This is a genomic window from Pseudomonas sp. 29 (genome assembly GCF_002754355.1).
GTDB lineage: Bacteria > Pseudomonadota > Gammaproteobacteria > Pseudomonadales > Pseudomonadaceae > Aquipseudomonas > Aquipseudomonas neuropathica.
Genome location: NZ_PEEY01000001.1, coordinates 2,152,906 through 2,171,171 on the forward strand (window position 1 = coordinate 2,152,906; position 18,266 = coordinate 2,171,171).

Annotated in this window: 28 protein-coding genes; 1 reads left to right on the plus strand and 27 read right to left on the minus strand. The window is 55.9% G+C overall.

Annotation, left to right across the window (positions count from 1 at the left end):
• Positions 1–9: 9 nt before the first annotated feature.
• Positions 10–534, minus strand: coding sequence for a single-stranded DNA-binding protein (locus CLU80_RS10020; RefSeq protein WP_008081898.1), 525 nt, complete (start codon positions 532–534; stop codon positions 10–12).
• Between the two features lie 9 nt (positions 535–543).
• The gene (locus CLU80_RS10025; protein ID WP_093434412.1) at positions 544–1,941 is read right to left on the minus strand and encodes an MFS transporter; all 1,398 of its coding nucleotides are present in this window, start codon (positions 1,939–1,941) and stop codon (positions 544–546) included.
• 190 nt (positions 1,942–2,131) lie between these two features.
• Here CLU80_RS10025 and uvrA point away from each other — a divergent pair, with 190 nt between their 5' ends.
• Positions 2,132–4,966, plus strand: coding sequence for an excinuclease ABC subunit UvrA (uvrA, locus tag CLU80_RS10030; RefSeq protein WP_099757309.1), 2,835 nt, complete (start codon positions 2,132–2,134; stop codon positions 4,964–4,966).
• 64 nt (positions 4,967–5,030) lie between these two features.
• On the opposite strand, the gene bfr is transcribed toward uvrA, so the two are convergent.
• The 25 genes from bfr to rpsS all read right to left on the minus strand — a co-directional run bounded on the left by bfr (position 5,031) and on the right by rpsS (position 18,250).
• Complete coding sequence (bfr, locus tag CLU80_RS10035) at positions 5,031–5,498, minus strand: bacterioferritin (protein ID WP_047303712.1); 468 nt, start codon at positions 5,496–5,498, stop codon at positions 5,031–5,033.
• A 149-nt stretch (positions 5,499–5,647) separates the two neighbouring features.
• Positions 5,648–7,102: a catalase gene (locus CLU80_RS10040; RefSeq protein ID WP_093434406.1), complete on the minus strand. Its 1,455-nt coding sequence runs from the start codon at positions 7,100–7,102 to the stop codon at positions 5,648–5,650.
• A 240-nt stretch (positions 7,103–7,342) separates the two neighbouring features.
• Entirely contained in the window at positions 7,343–7,729 is a 387-nt protein-coding gene (rplQ, locus tag CLU80_RS10045; RefSeq protein ID WP_003176402.1) for a 50S ribosomal protein L17, read from the minus strand.
• Positions 7,730–7,771: 42 nt separating this feature from the next.
• Positions 7,772–8,773 (minus strand): DNA-directed RNA polymerase subunit alpha, encoded by a 1,002-nt coding sequence (locus tag CLU80_RS10050; protein ID WP_003186012.1) that lies wholly within the window; start codon positions 8,771–8,773, stop codon positions 7,772–7,774.
• 22 nt (positions 8,774–8,795) lie between these two features.
• Positions 8,796–9,416, minus strand: a complete 621-nt coding sequence (gene rpsD, locus CLU80_RS10055; RefSeq protein ID WP_003176404.1) for a 30S ribosomal protein S4 — start codon at positions 9,414–9,416, stop codon at positions 8,796–8,798.
• Positions 9,417–9,434: 18 nt separating this feature from the next.
• A complete protein-coding gene (gene rpsK, locus CLU80_RS10060) occupies positions 9,435–9,824 on the minus strand; it encodes a 30S ribosomal protein S11 (protein WP_002555466.1) in 390 nt (129 codons plus the stop codon).
• Between the two features lie 30 nt (positions 9,825–9,854).
• A complete protein-coding gene (gene rpsM, locus CLU80_RS10065; protein ID WP_003186020.1) occupies positions 9,855–10,211 on the minus strand; it encodes a 30S ribosomal protein S13 in 357 nt (118 codons plus the stop codon).
• Between the two features lie 130 nt (positions 10,212–10,341).
• Positions 10,342–10,458 (minus strand): 50S ribosomal protein L36, encoded by a 117-nt coding sequence (gene rpmJ / locus CLU80_RS10070; protein WP_002555468.1) that lies wholly within the window; start codon positions 10,456–10,458, stop codon positions 10,342–10,344.
• Between the two features lie 27 nt (positions 10,459–10,485).
• Positions 10,486–11,814: a preprotein translocase subunit SecY gene (secY, locus tag CLU80_RS10075; protein WP_003228718.1), complete on the minus strand. Its 1,329-nt coding sequence runs from the start codon at positions 11,812–11,814 to the stop codon at positions 10,486–10,488.
• Positions 11,815–12,252, minus strand: coding sequence for a 50S ribosomal protein L15 (gene rplO / locus CLU80_RS10080; protein WP_003228720.1), 438 nt, complete (start codon positions 12,250–12,252; stop codon positions 11,815–11,817). It lies immediately after the preceding gene.
• Positions 12,253–12,255: 3 nt separating this feature from the next.
• A complete protein-coding gene (gene rpmD / locus CLU80_RS10085) occupies positions 12,256–12,432 on the minus strand; it encodes a 50S ribosomal protein L30 (RefSeq protein WP_003176408.1) in 177 nt (58 codons plus the stop codon).
• 2 nt (positions 12,433–12,434) lie between these two features.
• Positions 12,435–12,935, minus strand: a complete 501-nt coding sequence (gene rpsE / locus CLU80_RS10090; RefSeq protein WP_003186035.1) for a 30S ribosomal protein S5 — start codon at positions 12,933–12,935, stop codon at positions 12,435–12,437.
• 3 nt (positions 12,936–12,938) lie between these two features.
• Entirely contained in the window at positions 12,939–13,289 is a 351-nt protein-coding gene (gene rplR / locus CLU80_RS10095; protein WP_003186037.1) for a 50S ribosomal protein L18, read from the minus strand.
• Between the two features lie 10 nt (positions 13,290–13,299).
• A complete protein-coding gene (gene rplF / locus CLU80_RS10100; protein WP_003176412.1) occupies positions 13,300–13,833 on the minus strand; it encodes a 50S ribosomal protein L6 in 534 nt (177 codons plus the stop codon).
• Between the two features lie 12 nt (positions 13,834–13,845).
• Complete coding sequence (gene rpsH, locus CLU80_RS10105) at positions 13,846–14,238, minus strand: 30S ribosomal protein S8 (protein WP_007918458.1); 393 nt, start codon at positions 14,236–14,238, stop codon at positions 13,846–13,848.
• A gap of 209 nt (positions 14,239–14,447) precedes the next feature.
• Entirely contained in the window at positions 14,448–14,753 is a 306-nt protein-coding gene (gene rpsN / locus CLU80_RS10110; RefSeq protein ID WP_003228726.1) for a 30S ribosomal protein S14, read from the minus strand.
• Between the two features lie 13 nt (positions 14,754–14,766).
• On the minus strand, positions 14,767–15,306 hold the full coding sequence (rplE, locus tag CLU80_RS10115; RefSeq protein WP_003176415.1) for a 50S ribosomal protein L5: 540 nt from the start codon (positions 15,304–15,306) through the stop codon (positions 14,767–14,769).
• Positions 15,307–15,326: 20 nt separating this feature from the next.
• Positions 15,327–15,641 (minus strand): 50S ribosomal protein L24, encoded by a 315-nt coding sequence (gene rplX / locus CLU80_RS10120; RefSeq protein WP_008081905.1) that lies wholly within the window; start codon positions 15,639–15,641, stop codon positions 15,327–15,329.
• An 11-nt stretch (positions 15,642–15,652) separates the two neighbouring features.
• On the minus strand, positions 15,653–16,021 hold the full coding sequence (gene rplN, locus CLU80_RS10125; RefSeq protein ID WP_002555479.1) for a 50S ribosomal protein L14: 369 nt from the start codon (positions 16,019–16,021) through the stop codon (positions 15,653–15,655).
• A 23-nt stretch (positions 16,022–16,044) separates the two neighbouring features.
• The gene (gene rpsQ / locus CLU80_RS10130; RefSeq protein WP_003194644.1) at positions 16,045–16,311 is read right to left on the minus strand and encodes a 30S ribosomal protein S17; all 267 of its coding nucleotides are present in this window, start codon (positions 16,309–16,311) and stop codon (positions 16,045–16,047) included.
• Between the two features lie 2 nt (positions 16,312–16,313).
• Positions 16,314–16,505: a 50S ribosomal protein L29 gene (gene rpmC, locus CLU80_RS10135; protein ID WP_002555481.1), complete on the minus strand. Its 192-nt coding sequence runs from the start codon at positions 16,503–16,505 to the stop codon at positions 16,314–16,316.
• Positions 16,505–16,918, minus strand: a complete 414-nt coding sequence (rplP, locus tag CLU80_RS10140; RefSeq protein WP_007896757.1) for a 50S ribosomal protein L16 — start codon at positions 16,916–16,918, stop codon at positions 16,505–16,507. Before rplP ends, rpmC begins: the two co-directional genes overlap by 1 nt.
• Before the next feature lie 12 nt (positions 16,919–16,930).
• The gene (gene rpsC / locus CLU80_RS10145; protein ID WP_003176422.1) at positions 16,931–17,617 is read right to left on the minus strand and encodes a 30S ribosomal protein S3; all 687 of its coding nucleotides are present in this window, start codon (positions 17,615–17,617) and stop codon (positions 16,931–16,933) included.
• 13 nt (positions 17,618–17,630) lie between these two features.
• Positions 17,631–17,963 carry a 50S ribosomal protein L22 gene (gene rplV / locus CLU80_RS10150; protein ID WP_003103908.1) on the minus strand — a complete coding sequence of 111 codons (333 nt, stop codon included), beginning with the start codon at positions 17,961–17,963 and terminating at the stop codon, positions 17,631–17,633.
• A gap of 11 nt (positions 17,964–17,974) precedes the next feature.
• Complete coding sequence (gene rpsS / locus CLU80_RS10155) at positions 17,975–18,250, minus strand: 30S ribosomal protein S19 (RefSeq protein ID WP_011336172.1); 276 nt, start codon at positions 18,248–18,250, stop codon at positions 17,975–17,977.
• Between the last annotated feature and the right edge of the window lie 16 nt (positions 18,251–18,266).

The window sequence follows — 18,266 nt, forward strand, 5'->3', positions numbered from 1 at the left end:
AGGGAAAAATCAAAACGGAATATCGTCATCAAAGCTATCGAAATCCGGAGCAGGTTGCGGTGCGGCCTGCTGAGGAGCCGGGGCCGAACGCTGCTGTGGAGCCGACTGCTGCGGACGCGGAGCCTGCTGGCGTGGAGCCGGAGCCGACTGCTGGTAGTTGTTGCCACCGCCTTGTTGGTCGCCCTGTTGTGGACGGCCGCCGAGCAGTTGCATGGTGCCTTGCATGTCGACCACGATTTCAGTGGTGTAACGCTTGATACCGTCTTTTTCCCACTCGCGGGTCTGCAGCTTGCCTTCGATGTAGACCTGCGAACCTTTACGCAGGTATTCGCCGGCGATTTCCGCAACCTTGCCGAACATCGAAACACGGTGCCACTCGGTCTTCTCGACCTTCTGACCGGTTTGCTTGTCGGTCCATTGTTCGCTGGTGGCCAGACTCAGGTTGGTCACGGCGTTACCGTTAGGCAGGTAGCGAACTTCGGGATCCTGGCCGCAAGTGCCGACCAATATGACTTTGTTAACCCCACGGGCCATAACGTTCTCCTAGGCTTCGCAAGCAGCCCCGGCCGGGTTGTTCACCAGGCGTTCGAGGGTGTCGCGATCCACTAATTCTTTGTCCAGTTTGATGTAAACAGCCGCTTCATCAGCAACTATCACTGCATCGGTTACCCCTACGAGGGCCTTGAGGCGCTCGACCAGACCCGCTTCGCGGATCGCCTCGGGCGACAACGGCAAGCGCAGGCTCGTCACGTAGGGAGGTTCACGCATGGTAACAGCAAAGGCCAGCCAGATGGCAGCCAGACCCGCGCATCCGAGGAACACAACCGACAGACCGCCATGCTGAAACAGCCAGCCGCCGAGTATCCCGCCGAGTGCTGAACCGAGGAACTGACTGGTGGAATACACGCCCATGGCCGTGCCCTTCCCGCCCGCCGGTGAAACCTTGCTGATCAGCGACGGCAATGAAGCCTCCAGCAGATTGAACGCGGTGAAGAACACCACCGTACCGATCACCAGAGCCCGCAGGCTGTCACCGAACTGCCAGAAGAATAGCTCAGTCAGCATCAGCGTCATGACGGCGCCGAGCAAAACTCGTTTCATTTTGCGTTTCTTCTCGCCGTAGATGATGAACGGGATCATGGCGAAGAACGAAATCAGCAGCGCGGTGAGGTAGACCCACCAGTGCTGTTCCTTGGGCAAACCGGCTTTTTCCACCAGCGCCAACGGCAACGCAACGAAGCTCGACATCAACATGGCATGTAACACAAAGATGCCCAGATCGAGGCGCAGCAGATCCGGATGCTTGAGCGTCGGCATCAAGGCCTGACGCGCCACCCCGGACTCCCGATGCTGCAATGGCCCGGTGGAGCGCGGCACCATGAACATGATGATGGCGATACCGACCAGTGCCATGGCACCGGTGGCGAGGAACAGTCCGGACAGACCGAAAGCGCGGGTCAGCAAAGGCCCGACGACCATGGCCACGGCAAACGACAAACCGATGGTCATGCCGATCATCGCCATTGCCTTGGTGCGGTGCTGTTCGCGGGTCAGGTCGGAGAGTAGCGCCATCACCGCCGCTGAAATCGCCCCGGCGCCCTGCAGGATCCGCCCGGCGATCACGCCCCAGATCGAGTCTGCCTGAGACGCCAGCACGCTGCCGAGGGCAAAAACGATCAGCCCGAGGTAAATCACCGGACGGCGGCCAATGCGGTCGGAAATGATCCCGAACGGAATCTGGAAAATCGCCTGGGTCAGACCGTAAGCGCCAATAGCCAGCCCGATCAGGGCCGGGGTCGCTCCTGCCAGGTCCATGCCGTAGGTTGCCAATACCGGCAACACCATGAACATGCCAAGCATACGGAAGGCGAACACCAGGGCCAGACCGCTCGCTGCGCGAGTCTCGCTACCACTCATGCGTTCGCTGTGGGGATCGTGCATGGAAAAACCTCGTGTGAACCGGCGGCGATTCTACCAGTCCCATCGAAAGACGGGGTATATCGCGACGCTATGACGCGTATAGATGAAACTCTCTTCATGTAAGGTAAAAACCCTTCGCTTGATAGTGTGCATCCATCCAGTATTTGCCCGTATACTCCTACGTTTTCGACGCCCGCCGAGCGAGGCCACTTTGGACAAGATCCTGATACGTGGGGCCCGTACCCACAACCTGAAGAACATCGACCTGACCCTGCCACGGGACAAGCTGATCGTCATCACCGGCCTGTCCGGATCCGGCAAGTCGTCCCTGGCCTTCGATACGCTTTACGCCGAAGGTCAGCGCCGCTATGTCGAATCGCTGTCGGCCTACGCCCGACAGTTTCTGTCGATGATGGAAAAACCCGACGTCGACACCATCGAAGGCCTGTCGCCAGCGATCTCCATCGAACAAAAGTCGACCTCGCACAACCCGCGCTCTACGGTCGGCACCATCACCGAAATCTACGACTACCTGCGCCTGCTTTATGCACGCGTCGGTACGCCACGCTGTCCGGATCATGACATTCCGCTGGAAGCGCAGACCGTCAGCCAGATGGTCGACCTGGTGCTGGCGCAGCCGGAAGGCAGCAAACTGATGTTGCTGGCACCGGTTATTCGCGAGCGCAAAGGTGAACACCTTTCGGTCTTCGAAGAGCTGCGCGCCCAAGGTTTCGTTCGCGCCCGGGTCAACGGGCGGATCTGCGAACTGGACGAACTGCCCAAACTGGATAAACAGAAAAAGCACTCGATCGATGTGATCGTCGACCGCTTCAAGGTTCGCGCCGATCTGCAGCAACGTCTGGCCGAATCTTTCGAGACCGCGTTGAAACTGGCGGATGGCATTGCACTTGTCGCACCGATGGACGACGAACCGGGCGAAGAGATGATTTTCTCCGCGCGCTTCGCCTGCCCGATCTGCGGCCACGCGATCAGCGAACTGGAACCGAAGCTGTTCTCCTTCAACAACCCGGCCGGCGCTTGCCCGACCTGTGACGGCCTGGGGGTGAAGCAGTTCTTCGATATCAAACGGCTGGTCAATGGCGATCTGACCTTGGCCGAAGGTGCGATTCGCGGCTGGGACCGGCGTAACGTCTATTACTTCCAGATGCTCGGCTCACTCGCTTCACACTATGGTTTCAGCCTGGAAGTACCGTTCAACGAACTGCCGGCCGATCAGCAGAAATTCATCCTGCATGGCAGCGGCTCGCAGAACGTCGACTTCAAATACCTGAACGACCGTGGCGATATCGTCAAACGTTCGCACCCGTTCGAAGGCATCGTGCCGAACCTGGAGCGTCGCTACCGCGAGACCGAGTCGGCAAGCGTGCGCGAAGAGCTGGCCAAGTTTCTCAGCACCCAATCGTGCCCGGATTGTCGTGGTACCCGTCTGCGTCGCGAAGCGCGGCATGTGTGGGTTGGCGAGAAAACGCTGCCAGCGGTGACCAACCTGCCGATCGGCGACGCTTGCGAGTACTTTGGCGAGCTGAAGATGACTGGCCGTCGCGGCGAAATCGCCGACAAGATTCTCAAGGAAATTCGCGAGCGTCTGCAGTTCCTCGTCAACGTCGGTCTCGACTACCTGTCGCTGGACCGCAGTGCCGATACGCTGTCCGGTGGCGAAGCACAACGTATTCGTCTGGCCAGCCAGATCGGTGCCGGTCTCGTCGGTGTTCTGTACATCCTTGACGAACCGTCCATTGGTTTGCACCAGCGTGATAACGACCGCTTGCTCGGCACGCTCAAGCACCTGCGTGATATTGGCAACACTGTGATCGTGGTCGAACACGACGAAGACGCGATTCGTCTGGCCGATTACGTTGTGGATATCGGCCCGGGGGCTGGTGTGCATGGTGGGCAGATCGTGGCTGAGGGCACGCCGGCGGAAGTCATGGCGCACCCGGATTCCCTGACCGGTAAATACCTCTCGGGCCGCGTGAAGATTGAAGTGCCGGCCAAACGCACGCCACGCAATAAAAAGCTCAATCTGTCGCTCAAAGGGGCGCGCGGCAACAACCTGCGCAATGTCGATCTGGACATCCCGATTGGTCTGCTGACGTGCGTGACCGGCGTGTCCGGCTCGGGCAAATCGACGCTGATCAACAATACCTTGTTCCCGCTGAGCGCCACGGCCCTCAACGGCGCGACCACGCTGGAAGCGGCAGCACACGACAGCATCAAGGGCCTGGAGCATCTCGACAAAGTGGTCGATATCGACCAGAGCCCGATCGGCCGTACACCGCGCTCCAACCCTGCTACCTATACCGGCCTGTTCACCCCGATCCGCGAGCTGTTCGCCGGCGTACCCGAGTCACGCTCCCGTGGTTACGGCCCGGGGCGTTTCTCGTTCAACGTCAAGGGTGGCCGCTGCGAAGCGTGCCAGGGCGACGGCCTGATCAAAGTGGAAATGCACTTCCTGCCAGACATCTACGTGCCATGCGATGTGTGCAAGAGCAAGCGCTACAACCGCGAAACCCTTGAGATCAAATACAAGGGCAAGAGCATCCACGAAACTCTCGAGATGACCATCGAAGAGGCCCGGGAGTTCTTTGACGCGGTGCCAGCACTGGCGCGCAAGCTACAGACATTGATGGATGTCGGCCTGTCGTACATCAAGCTCGGGCAGTCGGCGACCACGTTGTCGGGTGGTGAGGCGCAGCGAGTGAAACTGTCTCGCGAGTTGTCCAAGCGTGACACCGGCAAAACACTGTACATCCTCGATGAGCCGACCACCGGTTTGCACTTCGCGGACATCCAGCAATTGCTCGACGTGCTGCATCGCCTGCGCGACCACGGCAACACTGTGGTAGTCATCGAACACAACCTCGACGTGATCAAGACGGCTGACTGGCTGATCGATCTCGGGCCGGAGGGCGGCTCCAAAGGTGGGCAGATCATTGCCACCGGCACGCCTGAGGATGTGGCCGAGATGAAGCAATCTCATACCGGTCATTACCTCAAGCCGCTGCTGATCCGCGATCGGGCTTAAACGCCAGGCATGAAAAAGCCCCTGTCACTTCATCAGTGACAGGGGCTTTTTGTATCGATTGCAATCAGGACGTGTGGGATTGCAGGTAGTTCTCAAGACCGATCAACTTGATCAGGCCCAACTGCTTTTCCAGCCAGTAGGTGTGATCTTCTTCAGTGTCGTTGAGCTGAATCCGAAGGATCTCACGGCTGACGTAATCCTTGTGTTGCTCGCACAACTCGATGCCTTTGCACAGCGCTGCGCGAACTTTGTATTCAAGACGCAGATCCGCTTCGAGCATCTCCGGCACAGTGGTGCCGACATCCAGATCATCCGGACGCATACGCGGCGTGCCTTCGAGCATCAGAATTCGGCGCATCAACGCATCAGCGTGACCGGCTTCCTCTTCCATCTCATGGTTGATTCGCTCGTAGAGCTTGGTGAACCCCCAGTCCTCATACATCCGCGAATGAACGAAATATTGATCACGCGCGGCCAGTTCGCCGGTCAGCAACGTGTTGAGGTAATCGATTACGTCTGGGTGGCCTTGCATCGCCCTACATCTCCCTACTTGAAAGTCTGTAGTTTGAACCAAGCTGACCGGAAGGTCACCCGATTCGCGCAATAAAAGCGAAGATATTCTTAGAAAAGCAGCCTAAATAACGCAAAAACCGCCCAGATGAGGGCGGTTCTGCTTCTCGTTTAGACTTCGTTAAGCTGTACGTTGAGCAGCTTTGCGATTGCTTCTCCATACGCCGGATCGGCCTTGTAGAAGTGCTGCAACTGGCGATCGACGATATCAGTGGAAACGCCCGCCATGGCACCGGCGATATTGCTGACCAGCAATGCTCTCTGATCGTCGCTCATCAGGCGGAACAGCGCACCGGCGTGGCTGTAGTAATCGGTATCTTCGCGGTGATCGTAGCGATCGGCAGCACCGCTCAAGGCCAGCGCTGGTTCTGCGTAACGCGGAGCTTGTTTCGGTGCTTCGGTGTAGCTGTTCGGCTCGTAGTTAGGTGCTGCACCACCGTTACTGCCGAATGCCATCGAGCCATCACGCTGGTATGTGTTAACCGGGCTGCGTGGCGCGTTTACCGGCAGTTGCTGGTGATTGGTACCCACGCGGTAGCGGTGAGCATCAGCGTACGCAAATACGCGCCCCTGCAGCATCCGATCTGGCGACAGACCAACCCCCGGCACCATATTGCTCGGGCCGAACGCCGCTTGCTCGACTTCAGCAAAGTAGTTTTGCGGGTTGCGATTCAGTTCCAGTTCACCCACTTCGATCAGCGGAAATTCTTTCTGCGACCAGGTTTTGGTGACGTCGAAAGGGTTCTCATAGTGTGCCGCAGCCTGGGCCTCAGTCATGATCTGAATGCACACGCGCCATTTCGGGAAGTCACCGCGCTCGATGGCTTCGAACAGGTCGCGCTGGGCGTAGTCTGGATCAGTGCCCGCCAACCGTGCGGCATCGGCCGGTGCCAGATTCTTGATGCCTTGTTTGGTCTTATAGTGCCACTTCACCCAGTGACGCTCGCCTTGGGCGCTAATCAGGCTGTAAGTGTGGCTGCCGAAGCCGTGCATGTGACGGTAGCCGTCAGGAATACCGCGATCAGAGAACAGAATGGTGACCTGGTGCAGGGCTTCAGGCGAATGCGACCAGAAGTCCCACATCATCTGCGCGCTTTTCAGGTTGCTTTGCGGAAGGCGTTTCTGGGTGTGAATGAAGTCTGGGAATTTCAGGGGATCACGAATGAAGAACACTGGCGTGTTGTTACCCACGATGTCCCAGTTACCTTCTTCGGTGTAGAACTTCAACGCGAAACCCCGTGGATCGCGCTCGGTGTCGGCAGAACCCCGTTCGCCGCCTACCGTCGAGAAACGCAGGAACGTCGGGGTTTGCTTGCCAACAGCTTCAAACAGCTTGGCGCTGGTGTAATCCGTGATATCGCGGGTAACGGTGAATGTGCCGTAAGCTCCCGAGCCTTTGGCATGAACGCGACGTTCAGGAATGTTTTCACGGTTGAAGTGGGCGAGCTTCTCGATCAGGTGAAAGTCGTCGAGCAGCAGCGGGCCACGTGGGCCAGCGGAGCGAGAATTCTGGTTGTCAGCGACAGGTGCGCCACTGGCGGTCGTAAGCGTTTTGATCTGGCTCATACGGTCTTCTTCCTCTGTCAGTCTTGAAACTGCCGGCTAATCGGCTTGCTGGGAAGTATCGATCATCCATGTGACACCTACAAATTCATTAACTCGCAAGCTTCGATAGATAATTACTAATTATGTTTCCCGGCACATAGTGACAACAGAGACATGTCAGAAGCTTGTATGAACAGCGCATTTTCTTGCGGACACAAAAAACCGGGCACTAGGCCCGGTTTTTTGTTTCAGACTGACGTCTTACTCGGCGGATACAGCTTCGCCGGCAGTAGCACGATCAACCAACTCGACGTACGCCATAGGCGCGTTGTCGCCAGCGCGGAAACCGCACTTGAGGATGCGCAGGTAGCCACCCTCACGGGTAGCGTAACGCTTGCCCAGGTCGTTGAAGAGCTTACCAACGATAGCTTTCGAACGAGTACGGTCGAAAGCCAGACGGCGGTTAGCCAGGCTATCTGTCTTGGCCAGAGTGATCAGCGGCTCAGCAACGCGACGCAGTTCTTTGGCTTTTGGCAGAGTAGTTTTGATCAGCTCGTGCTCGAACAGCGACACCGCCATGTTTTGGAACATGGCCTTGCGGTGCGAGCTGGTGCGGCTCAGGTGACGACCACTTTTACGATGACGCATGGTTCATTCCTTACCAAACACTACGTTCGGTGATTACGACGATCAGGCAGTCGCCTTGTCGTCCTTCTTAAGACTTGCAGGCGGCCAGTTGTCGAGGCGCATGCCGAGGGACAGACCGCGGGAGGCCAGAACGTCCTTGATTTCAGTCAAGGATTTCTTGCCCAGGTTCGGAGTCTTCAACAGCTCTACTTCGGTACGCTGAATCAGGTCACCGATGTAGTAGATGTTTTCCGCCTTAAGGCAGTTAGCCGAACGTACAGTCAGTTCCAGATCGTCAACCGGGCGAAGCAGGATCGGATCGATCTCGTCTTCCTGCTCGACAACCACTGGCTCACTGTCACCTTTGAGGTCGACGAACGCAGCCAACTGCTGTTGCAGGATGGTTGCAGCGCGGCGGATAGCCTCTTCAGGATCCAGGGTACCGTTGGTTTCCAGATCAATAACCAGCTTGTCCAGGTTGGTACGCTGCTCGACACGGGCGTTTTCCACCACGTATGCGATACGGCGAACCGGGCTGAACGAAGAGTCAAGCTGCAAGCGACCGATGCTGCGGCTTTCGTCTTCATCGCTCTGACGCGAGTCGGCTGGTTCATAACCACGACCACGAGCTACGGTGAGCTTCATGTTCAGGGCGCCGTTAGACGCCAGGTTAGCGATTACGTGATCGGGATTAACGATCTCGACATCATGATCCAGCTGAATATCGGCAGCGGTAACCACCCCCGAACCCTTCTTCGACAAGGTCAGCGTAACTTCGTCACGACCGTGCAGCTTGATGGCCAGACCTTTAAGGTTCAACAGGATTTCAATTACGTCTTCCTGTACACCTTCGATGGCGCTGTACTCGTGGAGCACACCGTCAATCTCGGCCTCGACTACTGCGCAGCCGGGCATTGAGGACAACAGGATGCGTCGCAGCGCGTTGCCCAGGGTGTGGCCAAAACCACGCTCGAGAGGCTCGAGAGTGATCTTGGCGCGGGTTGGACTGACAACCTGCACATCAATGTGGCGGGGTGTCAGGAACTCATTTACCGAAATCTGCATGGATGCACCTATTTTCTAGCCCTTACTTGGAGTAGAGCTCGACAATCAGGCTTTCGTTGATGTCGGCGGACAGATCACTGCGAGCAGGAACGTTCTTGAAAACGCCCGACTTCTTCTCAGTGTCTACTTCTACCCATTCTACGCGGCCACGTTGGGCACACAGATCGAGAGCTTGGACAATGCGAAGTTGGTTTTTTGCTTTCTCGCGAACTGCAACCACGTCACCAGCACGAACCTGATACGACGGAACGTTTACGGTCTGACCGTTAACGCTGATCGACTTGTGCGATACCAGCTGACGGGATTCGGCACGAGTCGAACCAAAGCCCATACGGTATACAACGTTGTCCAGACGGCATTCGAGCAGTTGCAGCAGGTTTTCACCGGTTGCACCTTTCTTGCCAGCAGCTTCTTTGTAGTAGCCGCTGAACTGACGCTCGAGAACGCCGTAGATACGACGGACCTTCTGCTTTTCACGCAGTTGGGTGCCGTAATCGGACTGGCGACCGCGGCGTTGGCCGTGGATACCAGGTGCTGCTTCAATGTTGCACTTCGATTCGATCGCGCGCACGCCGCTCTTCAGGAAGAGATCGGTGCCTTCGCGACGAGCGAGTTTGCATTTTGGACCAATGTAACGAGCCATTCTTTACAATCTCCTGGATTACACGCGGCGCTTCTTCGGCGGACGGCACCCGTTGTGCGGGATTGGCGTCACGTCGGTGATGCTGGCGATCTTGTAGCCACAGCCGTTCAAAGCGCGGACTGCGGATTCACGACCTGGACCTGGGCCCTTGACGTTAACGTCGAGGTTTTTCAGGCCGTATTCCAGCGCAGCTTGACCAGCACGTTCAGCAGCTACTTGAGCAGCAAACGGGGTGGACTTGCGGGAACCGCGGAAACCCGAACCACCGGAGGTAGCCCAGGAAAGAGCGTTACCTTGACGGTCGGTAATGGTCACGATGGTGTTGTTAAAAGATGCATGGATGTGGGCGATGCCATCAACCACTGTCTTTTTAACTTTTTTACGAGGACGAGCAGCAGGTTTTGCCATGATTAAATTCCTGTCGATTCGCTGGGGCGATTACTTGCGGATCGGCTTACGCGGACCTTTACGGGTACGCGCGTTGGTCTTGGTACGCTGACCGCGTACTGGCAGACCACGACGATGACGCAGACCGCGATAGCAACCGAGGTCCATCAAGCGCTTGATTTTCATGTTGATTTCGCGACGCAGGTCACCTTCAGTGGTGAACTTCGCCACTTCGCCACGCAGCTGTTCAATTTGCTCGTCGCTCAGATCTTTGATCTTTGCTGCTGGGTTTACCCCAGTCACTGCACAGATCTTCTGCGCAGTAGTGCGACCAACACCATAGATGTAGGTCAGCGAGATAACAGTATGCTTGTTATCTGGAATGTTAACGCCTGCAATACGGGCCATTCAGTGGGACTCCAATTGACAGCTACCTACGCCCCGGAAGCCAAGAAATAGGGCGCGAGATAATATCGCTGTAATAACAAATAATCAACCCGGTAGCGCACTAGCTACCGGGCTTGAAGCACAATCACACTCAGCCTTGGCGCTGTTTGTGACGCGGTTCCGCGCTGCAAATTACTCGAACAACACCTTCGCGGCGAATAATCTTGCAGTTACGGCACAGCTTTTTCACCGATGCACGAACTTTCATCACCAACTCCTCGAACCTTATGGGTACTCAGCGCAACATGCCGCTGCCGTAACCCTTCAGGTTGGCTTTCTTCATCAGGGATTCGTACTGGTGCGAAACGAGGTGCGATTGTACTTGGGACATGAAGTCCATCACAACCACGACCACGATCAGCAACGAGGTCCCGCCAAGGTAGAACGGAACGTTTGCTGCAACCACAAGGAACTGGGGCAACAGACACACGGCCGTCATGTAAAGAGCACCGAACATGGTCAAGCGGGTCAGAACGCCATCAATGTAGCGCGCCGACTGCTCACCTGGACGGATGCCCGGAATAAAGGCACCGGACTTCTTCAGGTTTTCCGCTACGTCTTTCGGATTGAACATCAACGCCGTATAGAAGAAGCAGAAGAAAATAATCCCTGCACTAAACAGCAGAATATTCAACGGCTGACCAGGAGCGATCGACTGCGAGATGTCCTGCAACCAGCCCATACCTTCAGACTGACCGAACCAGGCACCCAACGAAGCCGGGAACAGCAAAATGCTGCTCGCGAAAATAGCCGGAATAACACCGGCCATGTTCACCTTCAACGGCAGGTGGCTAGTCTGCGCAGCAAAAACCTTGCGGCCCTGCTGACGCTTGGCGTAGTGAACAGCGATACGACGCTGACCACGCTCAATGAACACCACGAAACCGATAATCGCTACTGCCAGCAAACCGATGGCAACCAAGGCGAAGATGTTGATATCACCCTGACGCGCAGACTCGAAAGACTGCCCGATTGCTCTCGGAAGACCGGCGACGATACCCGAAAAAATCAACATCGAGATACCGTTACCTACACCACGCTCAGTAATCTGCTCACCCAGCCACATCATGAACATCGCACCAGCCACAAAAGTGGATACCGCGACGAAATGGAAGCCAAAGTCACCAGTGAACGCAACGCCCTGCCCCGCCAGACCAATGGACATGCCAATAGCCTGAACGAGAGCGAGGACGACGGTGCCGTAGCGGGTGTACTGGCTGATCTTGCGACGGCCAGCTTCACCTTCCTTCTTCAACTGCTCCAGCTGCGGACTGACGGCGGTCATCAGTTGCATGATGATCGATGCCGAAATGTACGGCATGATCCCCAATGCAAAGATGCTCATCCGTTCCAGCGCGCCGCCGGAGAACATGTTGAACAAGCTAAGAATGGTCCCCTCATTCTGTCGAAACAGGTCTGCGAGTCGGTCCGGGTTGATACCTGGAACCGGGATGTGTGCGCCTATTCGGTAGACGATAATCGCCAGGAACAGAAAACGCAGACGAGCCCAGAGTTCAGACATACCGCCTTTGCCGAGCGCAGAGAGAGCACCTTGCTTAGCCATTTATTCCTCGAACTTGCCGCCAGCTGCTTCGATAGCCGCACGCGCACCTTTGGTGGCGCCGATTCCCTTGCCGATAGTGACAGCGCGAGTCACTTCACCGGACAGCATGATTTTCACACGCTGTACGTTGACGTTGATCACGTTGGCATCTTTCAGGGACTGCACGGTGACGATGTCGCCTTCCACTTTAGCCAGCTCGGACAGACGCACTTCTGCGCGGTCCATGGCTTTCAGGGAAACGAAACCGAACTTCGGCAGGCGACGATGCAGCGGCTGTTGACCGCCTTCAAAGCCTGGAGCAATGGTGCCACCGGAACGGGAGGTCTGACCTTTGTGACCACGGCCACCAGTCTTACCCAAACCGCTACCGATACCACGGCCCGGACGATGCTTTTCGCGACGGGAACCCGGCGCTGGACTCAGATCATTGAGTTTCATCGATTAACCCTCGACACGCAGCATGTAGTAAGCCTTGTTGATCATCCCGCGATTCTCGGGAGTATCCTGGACTTCTACAGTGTGACCGATGCGACGCAGACCCAGACCCTTAACGCACAGTTTGTGGTTAGGGATGCGGCCGGTCATGCTTTTGATCAGCGTTACTTTAACGGTAGCCATGATCAGAAGATCTCCTTGACGCTTTTGCCACGCTTGGCGGCAATGGATTCAGGAGACTGCATAGCTTTCAAACCTTTGAAAGTGGCGTGAACCACGTTTACCGGGTTAGTCGAGCCGTAGCACTTGGCCAGAACGTTCTGAACGCCAGCAACTTCGAGGACAGCACGCATAGCGCCGCCAGCGATGATACCGGTACCTTCAGAAGCAGGCTGCATGTACACCTTCGAAGCGCCGTGAGCGGACTTCATTGCGTACTGCAGAGTGGTGCCGTTCAGATCAACTTGGATCATGTTGCGGCGAGCAGCTTCCATTGCCTTCTGGATCGCAGCAGGCACTTCACGCGACTTGCCACGGCCGAAGCCAACACGCCCTTTACCATCACCCACCACGGTCAACGCAGTGAAAGTGAAGATACGGCCGCCTTTAACGGTTTTGGCTACGCGGTTAACTTGAACCAGCTTCTCAATGTAGCCTTCGTCGCGCTTTTGGTCGTTATTTGACATAACTTAGAACTCCAGCCCAGCTTCACGAGCAGCATCAGCCAGCGCTTTAACGCGGCCGTGGTACTTGAAGCCAGAGCGGTCGAAAGCCACTTGCGAGACGCCAGCGGCCTTAGCACGCGTAGCGACCAGCTGGCCAACCTTTGTGGCCGCGTCGATGTTGCCAGTGGCGCCATCACGCAGTTCTTTATCCAAAGTCGAGGCACTTGCCAGGACTTTGTTGCCGTCGGCCGAGATGACCTGGGCGTAGATGTGCTGCGACGAGCGGAACACGCAGAGACGCACGACTTCGAGTTCGTGCATTTTCAGGCGTGCTTTGCGAGCGCGACGCAGTCGAGTAACTTTTTTGTCGGTCATTTGCTATGCCCTACTTCTTCTTGGCTTCTTTACGACGGACGACTTCGTCCGCGTAGCGCACACCTTTGCCTTTGTACGGCTCTGGTGGACGGAAGTCGCGGATCTCAGCGGCCACTTGACCTACCAGCTGCTTGTCGATGCCCTTGATCAGGATATCGGTCTGGCTAGGAGTCTCAGCGGTGATGCCTTCCGGCAGTTCGTAATCCACTGGGTGCGAGAAGCCAAGGGCCAGGTTCAAAACCGTGCCTTTTGCTTGCGCCTTGTAACCAACACCGACCAGCTGGAGCTTGCGCTCGAAGCCTTGGCTTACGCCTTGGACCATGTTGTTTACCAACGCACGCGTGGTACCGGCCATTGCGCGAGTTTGTTGATCGCCATTGCGAGCAGCGAAACGCAGCTCACCAGCTTCTTCAACGATCTCAACGGACGAATGGATGTTCAGTTCAAGAGTACCCTTGGCACCCTTCACCGAAAGCTGTTGGCCTGCGAATTTTACTTCGACACCGGCTGGCAGCTTAACGGGGTTCTTAGCGACGCGAGACATGCTTATCCCCCCTTAGAACACAGTGCAAAGAACTTCGCCGCCGACACCGGCAGCGCGCGCAGCACGATCCGTCATCACACCTTTGTTGGTGGAGACGATAGACACGCCAAGACCGCCACGAACTTTCGGCAGATCTTCAACGGACTTGTACTGACGCAGGCCTGGACGACTAACGCGCTTCACTTCTTCGATAACCGGACGGCCTTCGAAGTACTTCAGCTCGATGGACAACGACGGCTTAGCGTCGGTGGTGATCTGAAAATCCGCGATGTAACCTTCGTCCTTCAGGACTTTTGCTACAGCCACCTTCAGCGTGGAAGACGGCATGCTTACGACAGACTTTTCAGCCATCTGGGCATTACGGATTCGAGTTAGCATGTCCGCTAACGGGTCCTGCATACTCATGGGCTAGACGCTCCTAATACAGAAAAATTAGCCTTGCGGCTACTACTTGTCGCCGAGAACTTCCGGGCATGAAAAACACGGGCTCAGGCGAGCCGGTCATTCTAGACACACCCCAGAAATGAATCAAGCCCCAAAAGGGGCTTGATTCAGATTCAAGGCCACCGATGGTCAGGTTCTTGCGAACCCGAACATCGAGACTTTGACAGCAATTACCAGCTGGCTTTAACCAGACCTGGCACGTCACCACGCATTGCAGCTTCACGCAGCTTGTTACGGCCAAGGCCGAACTTGCGGTAAACGCCGTGCGGACGACCAGTCAGGCGGCAACGGTTACGCATGCGCGAAGCGCTTGCGTCACGTGGTTGCTTCTGCAGAGCTACGGTAGCTTCCCAACGCGCTTCTGGACTTGCGTTCAGATCAACGATGATAGCTTTCAGCGCTGCACGCTTGGTGGCGTACTTGGCAACGGTGAGCTGACGCTTCAGCTCACGGTTTTTCATGCTCTTCTTGGCCATTTTCCTACTCCAATCAGTTGCGGAACGGGAATTTGAAAGCACGCAGCAGAGCGCGGCCTTCATCATCGTTCTTGGCAGTGGTGGTCAGGGTAATGTCCAGACCGCGGAGAGCATCGATCTTGTCGTAGTCGATTTCCGGGAAAATGATCTGCTCTTTCACGCCCATGCTGTAGTTGCCACGACCATCGAAGGACTTGGCATTCAGGCCGCGGAAGTCGCGAACCCGAGGCAGGGAGATCGACAGCAGACGATCCAGGAACTCGTACATACGCTCACGGCGCAGAGTCACCTTGACGCCGATCGGCCATCCTTCACGGACTTTAAAGCCAGCGATGGATTTACGAGCGTAGGTCACAACGACTTTTTGGCCGGTGATCTTTTCCAGGTCAGCAACAGCGTGCTCGATGACTTTTTTGTCACCAACAGCTTCGCCCAGACCCATGTTCAGGGTGATTTTTGTAACGCGTGGAACTTCCATCACGTTCGAAAGCTTAAGTTCTTCCTTAAGCTTCGGTGCGATTTCCTTCCAGTAAATCTCTTTTAGTCGTGCCATGGTCTTCTACCTAGCAGTGTTCAAGCATCAACCGCTTTTTGGGTCGACTTGAAGACACGAATTTTCTTGCCGTCTTCTACTTTGAAACCAACGCGGTCAGCCTTGTTGGTTTCGCCGTTGAAAATGGCGACGTTAGAAGCGTCCAGTGGAGCTTCTTTTTCGACGATACCGCCTTGCACGCCCGACATCGGGTTAGGCTTGGTATGACGCTTTACCAGGTTCAGACCGCTGATAACCAGACGGTTATTAGCAAGAACCTTGAGCACCTTACCGCGCTTACCTTTGTCTTTGCCGGCGATCACGATGATCTCGTCGTCACGACGAATCTTTTGCATGTCGGATCTCCTTACAGCACTTCTGGGGCGAGCGAGACGATCTTCATGAACTTCTCAGTACGAAGTTCACGGGTCACTGGCCCAAAGATACGGGTGCCGATCGGCTCTTGCTTGTTGTTCAGAAGAACAGCAGCGTTGCCATCAAAGCGGATAATGGAGCCATCAGCACGACGTACGCCGTGACGAGTGCGGACTACAACAGCAGTCATCACTTGGCCTTTTTTCACTTTACCGCGAGGAATTGCTTCCTTCACGGTAACTTTGATGATGTCACCGATACCAGCGTAACGACGATGGGAGCCACCCAGCACCTTGATGCACATAACACGGCGAGCGCCGCTGTTATCGGCCACATCGAGCATGGATTGAGTCTGAATCATATAATTTCTCCGACCCCTAGTCCTTAGACTTCCACAGCGCGTTCGAGAACATCAACCAGCGCCCAAGACTTGGTCTTGGCCATAGGACGAGTTTCACGAATAGTGACTTTGTCGCCGATGTGGCACTGGTTGGTTTCGTCGTGCGCGTGCAGCTTAGTCGAACGCTTAACGTATTTACCGTAGATCGGGTGCTTTACGCGACGCTCGATCAGTACGGTGATGGTTTTGTCCATCTTGTCGCTGACAACACGGCCAGTCAGCGTACGGACAGTTTTTTCGGCTTCAGCCATGATCACTTACCTGCCTGCTGGTTGAGCACAGTCTTCACGCGAGCGATGTCACGTTTAACTTGCGAGAGCAGATGAGACTGCCCCAACTGGCCAGTTGCTTTCTGCATACGCAGATTGAACTGGTCGCGCAGCAAGCCGAGCAGTTGCTCGTTCAGCTGCTGTGCGGATTTTTCACGAAGTTCATTCGCTTTCATCACATCACCGTCCGTTTAACAAAGGCGGTGGCGAGCGGCAGCTTTGCAGCAGCCAGGGCAAAAGCCTCACGCGCCAGCTCTTCAGAAACACCCTCGATTTCATACAGGACTTTGCCTGGCTGAATCTGGGCAACCCAGTACTCCACACTACCCTTACCTTTACCCATACGAACTTCGAGGGGCTTTTTGGAAATAGGCTTGTCCGGGAATACACGGATCCAGATCTTGCCGCCACGTTTAACGTGACGGGTCAGAGCACGACGCGCTGACTCGATCTGACGAGCGGTGAGACGACCACGAGCTACAGACTTCAGCGCGAACTCGCCGAAGCTGACTTTGCTACCGCGCTGAGCCAGACCACGGTTGTGGCCTGTCATCTGCTTGCGGAACTTCGTACGCTTAGGTTGCAACATTTGGCGTACCCCTTACTTAGCAGCTTTTTTACGAGGCGCTGGTGCTTGTGGTTTCAGCTCTTCTTGGCGACCACCAATTACTTCGCCTTTGAAGATCCAAACCTTTACACCGATCACACCGTAAGTGGTGTGAGCTTCGTAGTTGGCATAGTCGATGTCGGCACGCAGGGTGTGCAATGGCACACGACCTTCGCGATACCATTCAGTACGTGCGATTTCAGCACCGCCGAGACGACCGCTCACTTGGATTTTGATGCCCTTGGCACCAATGCGCATGGCGTTCTGTACTGCGCGCTTCATAGCGCGACGGAACATTACACGACGCTCCAGCTGCTGAGCTACGCTCTGCGCAACCAGCATACCGTCGAGCTCCGGCTTGCGGATCTCTTCGATATTGATGTGCACAGGCACACCCATTTGCTTGGTCAGGTCCTGACGCAGTTTCTCAACATCTTCACCTTTCTTCCCGATAACGATACCTGGACGAGCGGTGTGGATGGTGATACGTGCAGTTTGGGCCGGACGATGGATATCGATACGGCTTACGGACGCGCTTTTTAGTTTGTCTTGGAGATACTCACGCACTTTCAGATCTGCGAACAAGTAGTCCGCATAAGTCCGACCGTCTGCGTACCAGACGGAGGTGTGCTCCTTGACGATTCCCAGGCGAATGCCAATGGGATGTACTTTCTGACCCATCTCTTCGACTCCGTTACTTGTCAGCAACCTTGACAGTGATATGGCAAGACCGCTTGACGATGCGATCAGCACGGCCTTTGGCACGTGGCATGATGCGCTTCAGCGAACGCCCTTCGTTGACGAAAACGGTGCTGACCTTCAGGTCATCAACGTCTGCGCCTTCGTTATGCTCGGCGTTGGCTACGGCCGACTCCAGCACTTTCTTCATGATCTCGGCGGCTTTCTTACTGCTGAAAGCCAACAAGTTGAGCGCTTCGCCCACCTTCTTCCCGCGGATCTGGTCGGCGACCAAGCGGGCTTTCTGGGCGGAGATTCGAGCGCCCGACAACTTAGCGGCTACTTCCATTTCCTAACCCCTTAACGCTTGGCTTTCTTGTCAGCCACGTGCCCGCGATAGTTGCGGGTACCGGCGAACTCGCCCAGTTTGTGGCCGACCATGTCTTCGTTAACGAGAACTGGGACGTGCTGACGACCGTTGTGTACTGCGATGGTCAGACCGACCATTTGTGGCAGGATCATCGAACGACGCGACCAAGTCTTAATTGGTTTGCGATCGTTCTTTTCCGCCGCCACTTCGATCTTCTTCAGTAGGTGAAGATCAATAAAAGGACCTTTTTTCAGAGAACGTGGCACTGTCGTATCCCTCTAT